The organism is Acinetobacter boissieri, assembly GCF_900096955.1.
In the GTDB taxonomy this organism is placed as follows: Bacteria; Pseudomonadota; Gammaproteobacteria; order Pseudomonadales; family Moraxellaceae; genus Acinetobacter; species Acinetobacter boissieri.
The window spans coordinates 1-16,903 of record NZ_FMYL01000017.1; the positions used below are offsets into that span (position 1 = coordinate 1).

Here is a 16,903-nt window from a genome sequence, read left to right on the forward strand (position 1 = left end):
GGGTGCATATGAGTACTTTCTGGATCGAAACAATAACTTGGTTCAAGTGGTCTATCCGAATGGTGAAAGACTCAAATATGCTTATCAAGGTAAACTCCCTCACCAACTGACTTCAAAATGGCGACTCGATTCAAATCGCCAGCAATGGCAACTCGAAACCCGATGGAGTTATGATCAGTGGAACCGTGCCATTGTCAGTGAACAGGCAGACCATGTTAATTATGTGAAAATTGATTTTGATGCCAAGATTACGCCTGCAACACAGGTGAGTATGGCCACAAAAAATTATATTTATAAAAACACGCTGACCAATAGTCTTGGTATAAAAACAACCTATCAATATGAAATAGATGGAACACAATTTAGGTTACTAGAGGTTAAAGGTGCAGGATGTTCAAGCTGTGGGGAAGTGAATAAACGTTATCGATACACAAAAGAAGGATGGATCAGTGAAATTTCTCAACTCGCTGATGATGGAAATATATTATCAACGGTTCTTATATCATATGATTCACTTGGGCAAATAAAATCGAAAACACTTACAGGTGAAAATATAGATTCACAAACGATTTATTATGAATATCAAAATGGAAAAATGATTCATGAATACCGAAAAAGTATTTATGAAGGGCATAAATACCATAAATATTATAAATATGATTCAAACGGTCAGTTACTATCGATGAATGAATATGGCTTTAGTGTACAAGGAGAGCCTATTCAAAAAACTGTACGATATGGCTATGATCAAAAAGGAAGAGTTCTTTTTGAAGATCGTCAACCTGTAGACAAATTTTATAATAAAAATAATATTACGATTTATCATTATAATGATAAAAATTGGATCTCTGCATGGGAGAATCCTTTCCTACATCAAAAAACAACCATAAACTATGATGATTTAGGACGAGTAATACAGTATACAAAGTATGATGATGTAAATACTGTAAAAGAAATTACAAGATTAAGCTATTCACAGAGTACTCAAATCAGTGAAATAGAACTTGAGCTACCTTCTAAACAAGAAAAGTATTTACTGAAATATAAATATAACTCATTGGGGCAACTCATGGGTCGATATGATAAAAATAACAATATTATTCAAGAATATAGTTATGATAATGCTGGACGTATTATTGGTGATGTGAATGCTAAAAATGGCCTGAGTATCTACTCACTTAACACAGAAAATCAATATAAAAGTATTCAAACGTTGAGCCCACAAGGTGATTATAAACAAATAGGATACATGTATGATGAATTTGGACGTCTCATACGTGTAGCAGACTCCCTAAAGGGAGATATTTTAGATATGCAGTATATAGGACAACAAAAAATTGTGACCAACCAAGTCAGTGGTCTGTCCTATATATTTGGCTATGATGGCTTAAATCAACTCATATCGCAGTGGCGTATACCTATGGTTGGTAAAGGGTTATTATCGCCAGATTTAACAATACTTTCAAATACATATAAGCAAAGAAGTATTCGCCTAGATGATGGTACGATAACAAAACAAGACCTAGATGATTTTGGACGAGTCAATATTGAAAGGTCAACGATACAAGGTGATACACAATACCGATATACACAAAGAGATCAGACCTTAGAAATAAAAAAAGGGGAACAACGTACCCAGTTTGAATATGATGAATTGGGAAGGTTAATCAGAAAGAAACTACTTATAGGAGATCAAACATTTGATGACATTAAATATGTCTATGCAAAGGCACAGCTCATTTGTATTGAAAGTAAATATCAGCGTCAAGAGTTTGAATATGACACACATGCAAGAATGACATTGAGCAGAACATGGCTGGATCAATTAAAACAGCCTATCATTACTCGTTATGAATATGATAAAGATGGTCACCCTAAAACATTAAGCTTGGCAGATGGTACTGAAATTTCAACAGATCATCATCGTTTAACATATAAGCTACCACATCATTTCTTTAGTAAGACATTGATTGAGAAAAATCAAACTCAAGATAATCAAACCTATTATGTATTTGGTAATAAAGTTCATCTAGATTTTCTATATAGTGCACGTAGTGAATGGAAAGGCTTAAACTATCATTTAAATAATGAAGATCTACTTAGCCAAACATGGGATTTTGACTATCTACATCGTATACGTAGTGTTATGACACAAGGAATTTTAAAAGATACTAGACAATATTTATATGATGAAAATAATCATGTCATTTTAAATGCAAATATGGATAACAGTTTACGTGAAGCTTTTTTCTATGATTCCTTGGGGAACCGATTAATCAGTGAAGATTTTGTCAAAAAACAGCGGCAGGCCAATAAATACAAAGATGGATATTTAACAGCCAAACAGCTAGATAACATTGAGTACAATCATATTGGTGAAGCAATAAGCTATCCAATGCAACAAGGTAATCTTCATTTTGAGTATAAGCATGGATTACTAAGTCGTGTCTGGCATAACAAGCAGTTGGTTGCCAATTACTTTTATAACCACCTCGGTCAAAGGGTAAAAAAATGTGTCTACGAATCAGTCAAAGATGGGCTGTGTACATACTATTACTATCATGCAAATCAACTTGCGGCTGAACTTAATCAATCAGGCAATATCACCAAGCAATATATTTATACAGGGCAACGTCTACTTGCAGTCATGGATTATATTCATCCTACAGCACTAGCCAATACCGAACGCTTAAATGTATTTGAACGACTTATTCATTCAGATGAGGTCAATGTTTTATATGCTGTTAATGATTATATGGGGCGACCAAGATTACTCACCAATGATCAAGGACAAGTGGTTTGGAAAGATAAAAGTCCAGATCTTTTTGGTGCAGCTGAAATTGAATCTCAAAACATTGAACTCAATCTACGTTTTATTGGTCAATATTTTGATGGAGAAACGGGGCTATATTACAACGGTTATCGCTATTATGACCCAACCACTGGACGCTATATCAGTCCTGACCCTTTGGGACTCAAGGGCGGTGAAAACCAATATGGTTATGTGAATCAACAACCGAATCAATTTTTTGATCCGCAAGGGTTACTCCTATTTGCATTTGATGGTACAGGGAATACAGATAACAATCCTGCTGATCGTCATTTTTTGAATAGTGCGGGCGATGACAACCGTGAGTCTAATGTCGTACGCTTTAGAAATGCGTATGATGGCTCTGTAGATCAAAAAAGTACTGGAATTGATATTGCACATACTCAATGGGCCGGCCAAAATAAGACATTCTCTCAGAATGTTACGGGCAATCATTTTGAGGGTTTTTATATTTCTGGAGCAGGTACAACAGATCAATATACAGGTCTTAAATCAATATATAATGACTTAGATGCAGGTATTGGAGAAACACTACCTCAGCGTGTCAACCAGATGCTTATATATTTTTCACAATATATGCAAAAAGTGGTCGAACACCAAAATATTACCAAAGACAAAAATGGCTACAAAGAGATTTCAATACCTATCGATGTCGTAGGATTTAGTCGAGGTGCTGCAAGTGCAAGAATGTTTGCAAGTAAACTCGATTACTTACTTAAACAAGACTATAAATATGGTGGAGATCCAGTTCTCGCAGGTAGTCTGACTAAGTATTGGGGACAGTTGAATAAAGAGAAGCTTAAATGTTTAGGGATAAATATTAATTATAATTTTTTAGGCATTTGGGATACAGTTCCATCATTGGGCATCAACATTGAAAATGACGTTCGAGAAAGCAATGACATACATGCTTCTATTTCTGTCAGTGATAAATTTGCTTACGTAGCACATGCTGTAGCAGTCAATGAACATCGAGAAAACTTCATGGCACGATCTATTTACACCAGTATTGCCGATGCGAAGGCGAATGATACCTCAAAATATAATATTGAAAATAAAGCCAAAAACCATCAACAAGTTAAAATTGAACGTGGCTTTATGGGAGCACACTCAGACATTGGTGGTGGTTATTCAGAAGGTGACTTAAATAAAGTACCTTTAATGTGGATGATTGATCAAGCAAAAAATGTTGGCGTAAAATTCAACCAAGGTGTCATTGATAACAAAAAGTACAATAAAGTGATGGATCCTGTTGTACATGACAGTGTTGGAGATATTAAAGCAGGTCTAGGACGGTCACCTGGTCTAGCTCTTATGCAACCGGGTCGTGAGTTTCGTTGGTCTGGGGCAAGTAATGATGGCGATGCAAAAAATAATAACCAACACAATACCTTTGCGCATTTAGGCTTAAACTGGAAAGATACCTTGCAGTTTCAGGCAAAAGGCAAATCTAAATTTGAGAAAGGCCAAGAGCTCGAACAAGCGTACCAAAAAGCATGGGGTCGTTGCCATAAGTTTGGTGTGGTCTGTGATGAACTTAGACAACTACAAGAACTAAAATCTTTAGGGCTCAACCCTGAAACAGGCAAACCGTATACCGATGAAAAGTCTGATCCAAGAACGGTACTTTATCGAACTGATAATAAATCTAATGAAAAAATACAAATCAAAAGTTATTTGGATTGGATTAATAATCACTATGGCACAACACTCACCTATCAAGGAAAATAAAATGAAGCAAAATATTAAATGGGCAGTACTCATAGCTATGGCATTCTCTCAGGTAAGTTGTGCCGATATGACATCATCTAATATGGAAATAGGAATAGATAATAATTTATATCCAAATTTAGCAGCCATTCGGGCCATTTCCAATAGCCATCCAGATTGTATGCGTTTAAATAAGGAAGAAAAGCAATACTATCAACCGCATAACTTTCCCTTGACCAGTCGTTTTTGTTTTGACGAGAATTATTTTCCAGAAACCATGGTACTTGAATATGCCAAATGGAAAACCGATGAGCAATATGAGAAAGAGTTGAATATTGTCTATCCGGCAAGGCTACCAGATTATGATGTCACAGAATATCGAAATCAGATGGCTACTATTAATAAAAAAATAGATGATGACATTGACAAACTTCCTGCCTCTGCATGGCATAAGGTAATCATTCATCCCAAAGAAATGCTTCAAGAAGCAAAGAAACAACAGCGCTTAAAAGGTAAAGGTTATTTACCTTCAGGAACTGAGCTCTTAATTACCATTGAAATTCAAAAAGATGGTTCAGCGATTGTAAAGACCAATTATCACTGGTTTTCTGCTGTAGGCTCAATGACAGATTGGGCTCGTTAGTCCGTTACCATAAATTGGGGTGATTGTAATGAGCTCAAAAAGTTACAAGTACTGAAATATCTAGGGCCGAACTCTGACGGCACGCCTTTGATCCTAAACAGAACAGGTAAACCTAACTTTTTAATTTTCGTACAACAAAGCTTATAAAACTAGATTACACAAAATCTCTTATAGGCTCAAATTAATTTTTGAATGAAAATATGATTATCATCTAGCATCACTTAAATAGTTGCTCCACCACTGCATCATTTCAGTCCGTTGAGTTAAATAGTCGGCATGATTATAGCTAGCACGAGTACGATTCGTATCAATATGTGAAAGTTGTGCCTCAATCCAATTATCTTGAAACAAACCTGAGTCATTCAAAATAGTACTAAAAGTAGAACGTAAGCCATGAGAAGATAATTGGTCTTTACCATAGCCCATTTTACGTATAGCCGTATTTAATGTATTAAAATGAATTGGTTGGTTATGTTTGCGCGGGCTAGAAAAAACATATTTTTCACCAAACGACCATTGCAGAGCATCTTTTAAAATCTCTAAAGCCTGATCTGATAGTGGAACTAAAAAGTCTGGAATATCATGGCATAAAAGAACCTTTCGCCTAAACTGTTTAATATGTAATGCTGGAATTCTCCAAATTTTACGATCTAAATCAAAATGATGTGGCTCAGCTAAAAGTAACTCAGCACCTCGTACACCTGTGTGCAATTTAAACATCAGTGCTTTTTTTATAATTGGATGAGTCGCCAATTTTTGTAGTTTTTTCATAAAATGAAATATATCATTGGACTTTAAATAGGGATAGTTTTTCTTTATTTTGTTGTTAATGGTAATTTTATTTAAACCATGTGCAATATTGTATTCACAATAACCCATCGCCACAGCATAGTCGTAAATTTGGTTCAGATAGCTACAAGCTTTTTTAACAGGTTCTTTTACTTGACGTTCCTCTATTTTTTTTATCACACACACCAAGTCGTAACGTTTAATATCTTGAAAAGTCATATTGTTAAGGTCAGGATAAATATCATGCTGTAAACATTTTCCTGCTAACTCGAATACACCACATCGAGGTGAATCACTAAATGAGCTTTTAAGCTTAAATTGCAACCACTCCTCTCCTACTTTACTAAAAGTCATTATTTTGGAATGATGAGTTTGTTCAAAACAGAAATTGTTATCTTTAAAATCGTCTCTTATTTGGCGTGCCTTTTTCAAAGATAGATCTGGATAATTTCCTAGCTGAATCCGACGACGTTTTTTTGTATTTAGATCCGTGTAACGATAACACCAAGACTTTCTTCCATTTGGATCAATTTTTAAACTGAGTCCATCCTCGTCAGATAAAAAACAAGTTTTTTCTTTGCACTGAGCTTGACGAACTTTAATTTCAGTAAGACTCATAAATTTTTATAAAACCTATTAGGAGACTAATTAAATTAATTATATCAAAATAGGAAGATTTTTATATGATGCGTATGTTACGCATCACATAAAGTTTTAAGATTTTGTTTTATAAAAATATTATTCAAAATAATTATTTTATAGTAACCACTTTAGGTACCATAATTTTCGCTATTGATTTTATATATCATGGAACACTTTAATTATTTTTATGGTATATCGATGTTAATAGCCTAAATCTGAAACATTCTGAGATTTAGTTTTTTGAGGTTCAGGTAATAGATATATGTGAACAGCTATCAAAATTCTAGATACATATAACAATCTTTTGATGTGCCTTTTCATAATCTAATGGAGAACGTTGTCCATTGGAACCATGTCTTCGTTTTGGATTATAAAACATCTCAATATTTTCAAAGATATCTTCTCACTCACCTGTTCTAGTTGCATAGATCTCTTGTTAATTCGCTCCTGTTTTAACAGCTAAAAAAGCTTTCTATAATAGCATTGTTGGCAGTATTCTCTATACCTCTCACTACTTTTAAGATTATGATGCATTAGAAACATCTGCCATTCATGACTAGTATATTGGCCATCTTAATATTGGTTGTGAGTTCGAGAACAATCTTTAGTTGCTTAGAAGTTTCCATAGCTCGCTTGGATTGTATCTATTTTCTAGTTTAAAAAGATGCTTTTAAATATTAATAAAGAAATTATCTAATGAAGCTTTTCCTACAATTTCATTCATTAAAATTTCATTAGGCTTTACATCTAATAATTTTGCTACACCTAGGTATGTTTTTGGTGAGGGTTTATAAGCATGAAAATTTTCTGCTGAAAAAATGTAGTCCCAAGGTAAATTAGAAAATTTAGACATTTCAATAAGTAATCGAATATTTCCATTGGATAGCGTACATATAATATATTTCTCTTTTAATTTATTTAGCCCTTGGATTGTATCATCCCAAGGGCGCAGTCGGTGCCATATTAAATTTAAGTCACTTTTTTCCTTTTCAGATAGATGTAAAACATTATATTTGATGAGTAATTCTTCAAGTATCAAACGATGTATCTTATCAATAGAAACCCAATTTATTTCGCCTGTAAGTATTTTATCTAGAGCTGGTCTATACCCAGCTCTCCAATCTAAAGCAAATTGATTAGCATCTACTTGCATTTCCATTCTATTTAGCTCTGCAACAATAGACGAAGCCAATCAAAAACCGTTCCAAAAATATCAAAAGCTAAAACTTTTACATCATTTAAATTATTCATAATAGGTTCCTATTAATTAATCTGAATTGTGGGTCACACTTCTACTTTTAACTGACCGAATAAGTGTAATTTATAAATCATTATTAGACCTCTTGCGGAAGTTAAGGCAATCAGGTTGACTCTAAAGCCAAAGCATTTGCATCTATTGCAGTAGCATTCAAATAAAACTCTAAATCACTTTAACTATCTGATCCTAGACAGAATTATGGAGATTCGATCCCTCTAAAGATTTTAAATAGTTTTGTTCAAAAGCCTCAGGGCTTAACCAACCATTTGCAGAATGTCGTCTAATCCGATTGTAGTAAATTTCAATATAATCAAACAAGACTGAATTGGCCTCTTTTCTTGTAGAAAATACACTGTCATTTACAACATGCCCTTTGAGTGTATGAAAGAAGCTTTCCGTAACGGCATTATCCCAACAGTTCCCCCGACGTGACATACTTTGAATACAATTGTTGGTTAATAGCTGTGCCCTAAAATCACGGCTACAGTACTGACTGCCTTGGTCAGAATGTACCATTAGGTTTTTAGGATAGCCTTGACGTGCAAGTGCGTAGTTAAATGCGTCACAGACCAATTGACGGTCTATTCGTGTACTGGTTTGCCAACCCACAATGCGCCGACTAAATAAGTCCAACATCACGCATAAATACAGCCAACCTTCTTTTGTACGAATGTACGTAATGTCAGTCGTCCAGACTTTATTTGGTTTAAACACTGTGAATTGAAGGTTTAACAAGTTTGGTGCTGTCGGTAACCATCCGTTGTATGCTTGTATTTACGGGCTGTTTTGCTACGCAGCCTAAGCCGACTTAACATTCGACCTACAGTACGCTCACTCATACTGTAGCCTAAATCGTGCATATCATGGACAAGAGATGGTGCACCTAACCTTGCATGGTGTTGCCAATAAACTGCCTTGAGATCATCATATTCTTGCCTTAACGTATGTTCTCTTTTACGCCAAGCGTAATAACCTGAAGGGCTGACTGCTAAACATTGGCAAGCAATTGCGAGGGTGATACCCTTTGTTCTCATGCTATGAATTGGCGTGTACTTTTCTTGGCTTGGCTTGATCTGTGAGAAAGTACACATGTACTTTTTTTAGGATGTCATTTGCCTCTCTGAGCTGTTTGACTTCTTTTTCTAAATCTCGTATTCGCTGTTGTTCTGATGATAATAGTCGCTTGCTTTAATTTTCAGGGTTTGCTGTACGAATCCATTTATCTAATGTTGAATAACCAACACCAAGTTTTACCGCAACTGATGCTAATAGTTCGTGTGAGTTTGCAAGTGCATAATCGATTGCTTGCTGCTTAAATTCCTGACTAAAACGTTTAGCCATAAGATGGTACTCCAAAGTTAATTTTACGTTAGCTTTAGAGGGACTTTTTGTCCACTTTTTTGTCTAGGATCAGTATCAAGCGATCATCAAAGGGAGAACCAGGTGCTTTATTTTGTGTAATAACACTAGAAACTCCTGCCCACTCATACAGTAGGTTATCCAATAAGCTGCATTTGTTGGACATCGAACTCGTATGTACTAGCTCCTCAACTAATTGTGTCAAATGTCCTGTTGAATCACTTGCCATTGCCTGATGTAAACTCTGCATATTGCCAATATGCTGTAGATCTGGCAGTTCCTTTATTCGGTTAGATACTTGTATATCTAGTGACTCATCTAAAGGATGAAGCGTATCAGTTCTAAACCAAACATCATCGATTGTACCAGTCTCACCATTGGCCCAAGTAAATGAACTGGTTTCTTTATGTGCATTGCCAAATTCATCAATCGACATGCTCACATCAAAATTACTGCGAATACTGGTTATACCTATTTCCGACAAAGAACGTAATTCTCCTTAGTCTACTTTCCCATTGTGATTGATGTCCTGCCATACTTGTAACTTGCTATAGATATCATCTTGACCATCATGATTCAAGTCATAGTCTGCAAGAGCATCAAAGCCATTATCTGCGATTTCTCCAGATTGGAGTTGGGTATAATTTCCAAAAAGTTCATTGCCAGTATCAATTTTTCCATCTACATTTTTATCAAGGACAAGTAGCCCGTCTTCTGTATCGACCCAAGCGGTTTTTTCTTTATTACCTTGGCTAACCAGATTAAAGTAAATGCTGTCGTCAATTAGAGAGGTTGTTCCAACATGACGACCATCGTGATTTAAATCTAAGATTAATGGGCTCGTTACTTCTTCTGCTGCGATAAAGAGTTGGCTAAAAGTAGGTAAATCAAAACTCAATCCATGACCGAAAAGATTATTTGTTTGTTGGTTAAACCAATTGGCAATCTCTTGGGTCATTGATATGTTTGGATGTTGTTGGAAGTAGTCGTATAGCTTGAATGCAAGTTCACCAATCACTTTTCCGCCTTGATACGCGCCATAAGCTGTGAGACCTGCAAGTGCAATTTGACCAAGTACTGGAATGCCTAATAGTCCAGCAACAGCAGGAATAACCTCCATACCTGCGACAACAATTGCCGTACCCACCACTAGCTCTGTACCCGATTGTTTGGCCTGTGCGCTAAATTTAGACCAATCACCGGTATCAATGCCTTGAACCAATCCATCGAACGTATCATTGATGAAAGTTGCTCCAATGAGCAATCCACCGACCTTGCCACCAATGGCACGATCATTGAGATATTCAACGACTTTTCCTACTGTTGTTCCATCTACAGAGACATTACGCAGTTTATCGACAAAGGCTTCAAAATCACGGTAATGTGACTCATCCATGGTGAGTGTGCCATCAGCACTGACATATCTTTCATAATTGCTATGTGTTTGTTGATAACCGGTAAAAGCTTTTGCACCTGATGTACCTTCGGCAATTGGTTTAGTATTACTGTTCCCCCATTTGCTTTCTGAAGTCGTTTTTTCAGTCCCTTCAGTTGGTAGCATTTTTTTCAGTTCAACAGGTTCAGAAGGTGCATCAGTGACTAAACCTTTATTATACAGTTCAGCATTGATTGCATGGTCAAAAGTATATTGACTCATACCGGTGGTTTTACTTTTTTCCCAATCTTTCACCATTTCATCGATAGCGATATCAAAATTGCCATTTTTTTTCATATCAAGGAAGGCATCAGCAAACTCTTGTTTGAAAAGTTGTCTAGCCTTGGAGTTATCACCTTTTTCAATATCAGATGTAGAGCCAGTACCATCTTTTTTATAAATGATCGGATCTTTAAGAAGTTCAGGGTGTTTTATATTGGTTTCACTATATTGACTGAGTCTTTGCTCGGCTAATGTATAGCGATCAGAGGGGGGGATAATTTTTCCGAACTAGGGGCATTTTTAATAATTTCTTCATTACTAATTGCATTTTGATTAAGATAATCTGTCACACGCTGTTGAGCATTTTCTGCATAAATATCAACAGTACCGTCCATGAACATTTTTTGAGTGTGGCTTGTAAGTCAATGACTGCAAGGCGTTGCAGTTCAGGAGGTAGCATTACCTCGCCATTAAAAATTCGGTTTAAGGATTTTTCTACGGCACGATTATACCCATTATGTCCGAAACCCTTATGCCATGTGCCAGCAGTTTCAATATTTCGAAGTTCAGCGGTTTGATTTTGCAATATTCTAAATAGATCAGCCGATGCTTGAGTGGTAAACATGGCAATACGGTTATTTGCAGATTGGAGTTGATTTACACCGTCTAGAATTCTTATTAGATCTTCGCCAAAGCTTTCATTATTAAAAACTTCGGTGGGTAAAATATGATGAATCTGAAACTCAGCATTAAAGGTTTTTGGCGTGTTTGTCATCTGTATGGTCTCTATTTATTATTGTTTATGAACAAGTTTGGTTGCACAAATATGGAAGTTGGCTAAAAAACCGGCCCGCTCTAACGCGTGTTTGAGGCGATCTGACATGAATAAAGAATCTTCTAAAGCAGGATCATGCCATAGGTCTAAATCACAGTTTGATGCCTCAGCCGAGAGTGCGATGGCATTATCAAATTCGTCTCCATAAGGTAAAGCATAAATGTTATGTCCATCCTTCAAGACATCTCGATCTTTGATACGACCTTCACAAAACTCAGGCATAAGAAAAGAGCGCCAGTCGGCAATATTCATCACATAATAGGTTTCGTCATTCACTGGTTGATTAGTAGCAGCATCATATAGAGGGACAGGAAAGAATTGAATCTGCTCCCCTAAATTAAATTGCTCTAACAGTGCTTTACAGACATCGGTGACGACTAAGCTATCATTTGTCTGAAAAAAACCAGGGAAGGTTGGATGAATTTTGGGGCTGAGCTTATAGCCATACAGGGCTGTGGGGGCATTTTCTAAAGGAATAGGATAAAAACCTAAAAGTTTATCGTTAAATGGAATCATCTGACGACGAATCTCACCTAAACGAGGTGGTTCTTTGCCACGAATAGGCCGTTCCAAAAACTCTTTTTCAAGAGTAAACTCTTCTAAGTAGTCAAAAACTCCTTTAAAACTAGTACCAAAGGCTCTTCGTGTAGATTGCGCTTTCATTGAATAGATCGGGCTAAACCAAACAGGAGATGACATCGAATATTCCATTGTTTTATCAAGAATATTGATTTTAATTAAAATAAATTGAAATTGTTAGGGCGAGAAGTCGCTACTTGTCGTGGTTTACTTGTATTTTTAAAATTTGAATACTTGATTGAAAGTTTTAATCTCTATCATTTTAAGATTTATGGATCAATTTAGTTGCACAAATATGGAAATTGGCTAAAAATCCTGCGTTCTCTAAAGCTTGTTTCAAACGATTTGACATGAATAAAGAGTCCTCTAAAGCAGGATCATGCCATAGGTCTAAATCACAGTTTGATGCTTCAGATGACAGTGCGATGGCATTATCAAATTCTTCACCCACACCTAAAGCATAGATGTGATATCCATTTTTAATAACATCTCTGTCTTTTATCCGACCTTCACAAAACTCAGGCATAAGAAAAGAGCGCCAGTCGGCAATACTCATCACATAGTAGGTTTCATGATTAACCAATTCATTTTTTTCTAGGTCATACAGGGGTAAGGGGAAAAACTGAATATGTTCACCTAAATTAAACTGCATCAGAAGATCAAGGCATTCTTGGGTGACCACTAAACTGTCCAAGGTTTTGAAAAAACCAGGCAGAAATTGATGAAGATCTTTTCTAAGCCCTTCGCCATACATCATCGTGGGTGCATTTTCTTTAGGAATAGGTTGAAAATCTAAATAATTATTTTTGAATGCAATCCTTGCATCTAAAATTTGCATATAACGTTGTTGCTGTGCATCTGTTCTCGGATATGTTTCTTCAATTTTTTTATACTCGGGGTAATCTACGATGTCTTTAAAACTTGTACCGAACCATTTTTTAGTTTCTTGCGCTTTGGATGAGTAAATAGGGCTAAACCAAACAGGAGATAACATTAGGTATTCCATTTATTTTTAATAAAATGGATTTTAATTAAAATAAATTGCAATTGTTAGGGCGTGTCCTCATTTGATGAATGATATTTAAACACCTAAAATAAGCACTCATTTATCTATATTCCTATATTTATCAATGGCACGTACTCTTCTCACAGATGATATTTGGCAACAAATTCAAGAAACCATGAGATTTTATTGTTGCTACTGTTCAAAAAACAGTAGAAATATTATGGAAGCTATTTTGTGGAAACTCCGTACAGGTGCGACATGGCGGGATATTCCAGAAGAGTTTTGTCCTTGGAAAACAGCTTATAACCGTTTTAATCGTTGGGCAACAAAGGGATTATGGGATAAGTTTTTTTTAAATTACGAGGCAGTCTGGATCAAGAATGGGTATTCATTGACGGAAGCTACATACGCGTGCATCAGCATGCAAGCGGAGCTCGGCATGGTTTCAAAAGAGCAATTGGAAAATCTCGTGGTGGACCAACAACAAAGATTCATCTTGCAACCGACGCGAATGGATTACCGATTGATTTTAAAATCACTGGAGGTGAAATCCACGACAGTCAAGTTGCAGAACAACTTATAGATCTAATTCACTCTGCTGATTATTTGATTGCAGATAAAGGATATGATACTTAGCAGATCAGAGTATCTGCTAGAAATCGAAAGATGATTCCTATTATTCCTTTAATATCTAATAGTAAGAAATCAAATCCTGATTTTGATAAGCTAGCACGTAATTATCAGTCTATGCTTTATATCACCTGTTTGTTCATTTGGTGTAAAGCCAAATGAGGGCACGCCCTAATATGACATATCAATCTAGCTTAAAATATCAATTTTTTTACAGCTTTTTGGCCTAAATCTGCGTGTAGATTTAGGCTAGAGTTTTAACTACTAAAACTATTCAAATCCAGGATGAGCCCATCTCTCACTATCATGCCAGTTGATAATGTCTATTGTTGGATCAGCTTCCAAAAATTCTTGATCATCATCTAAAGCATCTTCACTTAAAAAATAAAGTTGGTTATTTAAATCATTTAAAAATACTGAAACTAAATCTGTTATAGATTTTGCGACCAAAAATCCAACATCATAATCAAAATCTACAAAAATAATTTGTCCTACTGTTCCTAACTCTGTTGGATCCAAATCTAGGTACAAGCCAGTTCTACTTCCATCATGACTAAATTTGATCCATTTATTATTAAATGCATTATCCTTTTTAACTTGTGGGTCTGTATGTTCCAAAGGTGCTTTTTCATCTTCAAATCCTGAACGCTGGATTTTTATATTTTCCAATGATAATAACTCCATACCTTGGAATAAACTACCCATATTATCTTCATCATTCATACCATTGTGCCAATAATATAAATCCTTAAAGTCTTGAGGTAAGTTAAACCCTAAATAACCTTCAAAATTCTTTAATTGTTTTGCTGTTACAGGAAAATTTAAAGATAGTTCAAAAATTTTTGGTGCATGATCTTGTAGCCAAGTATCAATTTTTCTTAAGTTTTTATTCATCATTTCATTTCACATCAAAGGTTTGGAAGTCGAATTTTAGTTTCTTCTTTTCTAATTTCATCACTTGTAAAGGAAATTGTTATACCTATTGAATAAGCATAAGTACATAGGACTGAATTATCAGAAGCTTCATAGGCAATAAAGTATCCATTATCTAAACGTTCAGCCCATTGGAAATTCTTTTTATATTTATTATATAAATAGTTCATTATTTTTTCGATTTTAGATTCAGTTTCCACTTCCACATTATAGGCAACACAGTGTAGCTTTCCATTCCACTCTTGTAATGATAAATTCCCAATTGGTGTTTTGACATTATACCAATTAGATTCTTTTACAAAATTGACAGAAGGATTATTTTTGACTAAATCAAAGTTAGCTTTGATATGTGAAAAATCACAACCGATATCAAAAACAAAATCTTCAAGAGAAAGATAAACATTAATTAACTCTTTTAAATCATAAAAGAAGTCCTTTTGGTGTTTTATTTTACTCTTACAATCATCTAGGAGGTAATCGAAATATTCAGAATTAATATACACTGCCAAAGCATGACTATGTGAAAAGTAATCTATAGTTGGTTCATAAGTTTCTACCAACAATTTGTTTAAAATAGTTAAAGAAATTTTAGACTTTTTATAATTAGTTAATTCCAATTTATTTATTTGAAATGAATTAATATAGTGCTGAAATTCCTTTTCATCTTCCATAAATGAAATATCTAAAACAATTTCACTACAGTTATCTTTTAATAACTGCTCATTATTCCACTCTTGTATTCCTGAAAAATCAATTTGATTAGTTCTATACAAAAGAGATAAATAAAAGAATTCTGCATTTGGTCTATTCATAAGATTAACTTTCTTCACTAAAAAAATAATTTACGATCACGCTCTTCTGTTAAATACTCATTTAATTCAGACAGTATTTTTTCTTTATTAACCTTATTTTACATTTTCTTTAATAGATAAGAACCTAATAATGATCCTGAAATGGCCCACACATTTATGTGCCATATGCTTTGGCTGAGCATGGGTGTATATGCAGATCTTTTTCAAAGCAATGGCACTTCTGAGAAAGGAATTCAAAACCTAACTGAAAAGTTTTTAAAAGCTTTGCGTGAACATCCTCATGAGTTGATGTGTTAATGGTCACAGAATATTGTTTTTGCTGTGGAAAATTCATGGTGCGGTTGCATGGTCGGTGTGGTGAATGTGGGTTAAAGCAAAAAACAGGGCTTATGCCCTGTTTTACTTATTACTATGGACGTGGCTCAAATCGAATGGTGAGTGCAGGCATCTCAGGTATTATGGCAACAGAAATTATAATATGCTCATCAACGGCTGTTTTAACATTTGCACCTTTAAGGCTCTCTCCATCTTGCAGTAAATCACCATGAACAACATTTAATGTGGCTTCACGGTGCGTACCAACCTTTAAATCATCATTATTGTTATCTAAAGCTACTAAAGTAGATTGTCCTATGTCTAGTAACTGTAAATCTTGATCTTGTATTTTATCTCTATTTTTAGCAAACAATGTAAGACCAAGGACTACCTTGTCTAAGTTCTTATTGGCATCTATCTGACCAATAATAAAAAAACCATCATGTAACTTAAAGTTAACGGTTTTACCATCTTTCATATATTCTGTTTTAGTAATTTTCCATAAATTTAAGTTTTCAGCTTCCTTGTTATAATTTTTATAAAACTCATCAGGCGTTATTTTTAAACCCGTTTGCCCTACTTTAACTTGCTCAGCCTTAGGGATTTCTTTCGCCACTGGTTGCGCTTCTGATGACACCAAAGGCTTTTTTTCTATATCTGCAGGTGTAGGTACTGATACGGTTGTTTGTCCTTTAACTTGTTCTAGATGTGTGCTATCGATGATATTTTTATTTGGTGTTGACGGTAGAAATGCCAAGAAAACAAATCTTTGAGCCAAATAACCAAAACTTATGATTCTGGCCTTTTTGCTATAGCTAAATATGAAAGCAATCATTACAGTAGATTTTAAATAAATCATGTGTGTCTAGCACTCTAAAATTATTACGAATCGCTTTAACTCGTGA

The 16,903-nt window shown here is 35.1% G+C and carries 13 protein-coding genes and 4 pseudogenes; 4 read left to right on the top strand and 13 right to left on the bottom strand.

Annotated features, from left to right (window positions below; genetic code table 11):
- Positions 1-4,561, top strand: a 4,561-nt coding sequence (locus tag BLS38_RS12525) for a phospholipase effector Tle1 domain-containing protein (RefSeq protein ID WP_092750131.1), incomplete at its 5' end; no start/stop codon positions are given.
- A 1-nt stretch (position 4,562) separates the two neighbouring features.
- The gene (locus BLS38_RS12530; RefSeq protein WP_092750133.1) at positions 4,563-5,183 is read left to right on the top strand and encodes a hypothetical protein; all 621 of its coding nucleotides are present in this window, start codon (positions 4,563-4,565) and stop codon (positions 5,181-5,183) included.
- Positions 5,184-5,390: 207 nt separating this feature from the next.
- Here BLS38_RS12530 and BLS38_RS12535 read toward each other — a convergent pair whose 3' ends face one another.
- The 9 genes and pseudogenes from BLS38_RS12535 to BLS38_RS12570 form a co-directional block, all read right to left on the bottom strand.
- Complete coding sequence (locus BLS38_RS12535) at positions 5,391-6,590, bottom strand: tyrosine-type recombinase/integrase (RefSeq protein ID WP_092750135.1); 1,200 nt, start codon at positions 6,588-6,590, stop codon at positions 5,391-5,393.
- Between the two features lie 307 nt (positions 6,591-6,897).
- Positions 6,898-7,181: pseudogene (locus tag BLS38_RS13375) on the bottom strand (IS3 family transposase); the annotation flags it as partial.
- A gap of 103 nt (positions 7,182-7,284) precedes the next feature.
- Positions 7,285-7,806 carry an HAD-IA family hydrolase gene (locus BLS38_RS12540; RefSeq protein WP_092750137.1) on the bottom strand — a complete coding sequence of 174 codons (522 nt, stop codon included), beginning with the start codon at positions 7,804-7,806 and terminating at the stop codon, positions 7,285-7,287.
- Between the two features lie 252 nt (positions 7,807-8,058).
- Positions 8,059-9,213, bottom strand: a pseudogene (locus BLS38_RS12545) (IS3 family transposase).
- 34 nt (positions 9,214-9,247) lie between these two features.
- On the bottom strand, positions 9,248-9,667 hold the full coding sequence (locus BLS38_RS12550) for a hypothetical protein (RefSeq protein ID WP_092750138.1): 420 nt from the start codon (positions 9,665-9,667) through the stop codon (positions 9,248-9,250).
- A gap of 63 nt (positions 9,668-9,730) precedes the next feature.
- On the bottom strand, positions 9,731-10,963 hold the full coding sequence (locus tag BLS38_RS12555) for a hypothetical protein (RefSeq protein ID WP_092750140.1): 1,233 nt from the start codon (positions 10,961-10,963) through the stop codon (positions 9,731-9,733).
- A 271-nt stretch (positions 10,964-11,234) separates the two neighbouring features.
- Positions 11,235-11,663: an AHH domain-containing protein gene (locus BLS38_RS12560; RefSeq protein WP_092750142.1), complete on the bottom strand. Its 429-nt coding sequence runs from the start codon at positions 11,661-11,663 to the stop codon at positions 11,235-11,237.
- 18 nt (positions 11,664-11,681) lie between these two features.
- Entirely contained in the window at positions 11,682-12,422 is a 741-nt protein-coding gene (locus BLS38_RS12565; RefSeq protein WP_092750144.1) for a hypothetical protein, read from the bottom strand.
- Between the two features lie 142 nt (positions 12,423-12,564).
- Positions 12,565-13,296, bottom strand: a complete 732-nt coding sequence (locus tag BLS38_RS12570; RefSeq protein WP_092750146.1) for a hypothetical protein — start codon at positions 13,294-13,296, stop codon at positions 12,565-12,567.
- 136 nt (positions 13,297-13,432) lie between these two features.
- Between BLS38_RS12570 and BLS38_RS12575 the strand changes: the two are divergent.
- Positions 13,433-14,100 (top strand): annotated as a pseudogene (locus BLS38_RS12575) (IS5 family transposase).
- A gap of 108 nt (positions 14,101-14,208) precedes the next feature.
- On the opposite strand, the gene BLS38_RS12580 reads toward BLS38_RS12575, so the two are convergent.
- The 3 genes and pseudogenes from BLS38_RS12580 to BLS38_RS13255 all read right to left on the bottom strand — a co-directional run.
- Positions 14,209-14,835 (bottom strand): SMI1/KNR4 family protein, encoded by a 627-nt coding sequence (locus BLS38_RS12580; RefSeq protein WP_092750148.1) that lies wholly within the window; start codon positions 14,833-14,835, stop codon positions 14,209-14,211.
- Between the two features lie 11 nt (positions 14,836-14,846).
- Positions 14,847-15,683, bottom strand: a complete 837-nt coding sequence (locus BLS38_RS12585; RefSeq protein WP_092750150.1) for a hypothetical protein — start codon at positions 15,681-15,683, stop codon at positions 14,847-14,849.
- A 17-nt stretch (positions 15,684-15,700) separates the two neighbouring features.
- Positions 15,701-15,814, bottom strand: a pseudogene (locus BLS38_RS13255) (mobilization protein); the annotation flags it as partial.
- Between the two features lie 10 nt (positions 15,815-15,824).
- Between BLS38_RS13255 and BLS38_RS13045 the strand changes: the two are divergent.
- Complete coding sequence (locus BLS38_RS13045) at positions 15,825-15,980, top strand: hypothetical protein (RefSeq protein WP_171258594.1); 156 nt, start codon at positions 15,825-15,827, stop codon at positions 15,978-15,980.
- A 112-nt stretch (positions 15,981-16,092) separates the two neighbouring features.
- Here BLS38_RS13045 and BLS38_RS12595 read toward each other — a convergent pair whose 3' ends face one another.
- Positions 16,093-16,857 (bottom strand): hypothetical protein, encoded by a 765-nt coding sequence (locus BLS38_RS12595; RefSeq protein ID WP_092750152.1) that lies wholly within the window; start codon positions 16,855-16,857, stop codon positions 16,093-16,095.
- Positions 16,858-16,903: the final 46 nt, after the last annotated feature.

Coding starts and splice junctions, on each gene's coding strand:
- BLS38_RS12530 (WP_092750133.1), top strand. CDS start 4,563: ATGAAGCAAAATATTAAATGGGCAGTACTCATAGCTATGGCATTCTCT.
- BLS38_RS12535 (WP_092750135.1), bottom strand. CDS start 6,590: ATGAGTCTTACTGAAATTAAAGTTCGTCAAGCTCAGTGCAAAGAAAAA.
- BLS38_RS12550 (WP_092750138.1), bottom strand. CDS start 9,667: ATGTCGATTGATGAATTTGGCAATGCACATAAAGAAACCAGTTCATTT.
- BLS38_RS12555 (WP_092750140.1), bottom strand. CDS start 10,963: ATGAAAAAAAATGGCAATTTTGATATCGCTATCGATGAAATGGTGAAA.
- BLS38_RS12560 (WP_092750142.1), bottom strand. CDS start 11,663: ATGACAAACACGCCAAAAACCTTTAATGCTGAGTTTCAGATTCATCAT.
- BLS38_RS12565 (WP_092750144.1), bottom strand. CDS start 12,422: ATGTCATCTCCTGTTTGGTTTAGCCCGATCTATTCAATGAAAGCGCAA.
- BLS38_RS12570 (WP_092750146.1), bottom strand. CDS start 13,296: ATGTTATCTCCTGTTTGGTTTAGCCCTATTTACTCATCCAAAGCGCAA.
- BLS38_RS12580 (WP_092750148.1), bottom strand. CDS start 14,835: ATGATGAATAAAAACTTAAGAAAAATTGATACTTGGCTACAAGATCAT.
- BLS38_RS12585 (WP_092750150.1), bottom strand. CDS start 15,683: ATGAATAGACCAAATGCAGAATTCTTTTATTTATCTCTTTTGTATAGA.
- BLS38_RS13045 (WP_171258594.1), top strand. CDS start 15,825: ATGGCCCACACATTTATGTGCCATATGCTTTGGCTGAGCATGGGTGTA.
- BLS38_RS12595 (WP_092750152.1), bottom strand. CDS start 16,857: ATGATTTATTTAAAATCTACTGTAATGATTGCTTTCATATTTAGCTAT.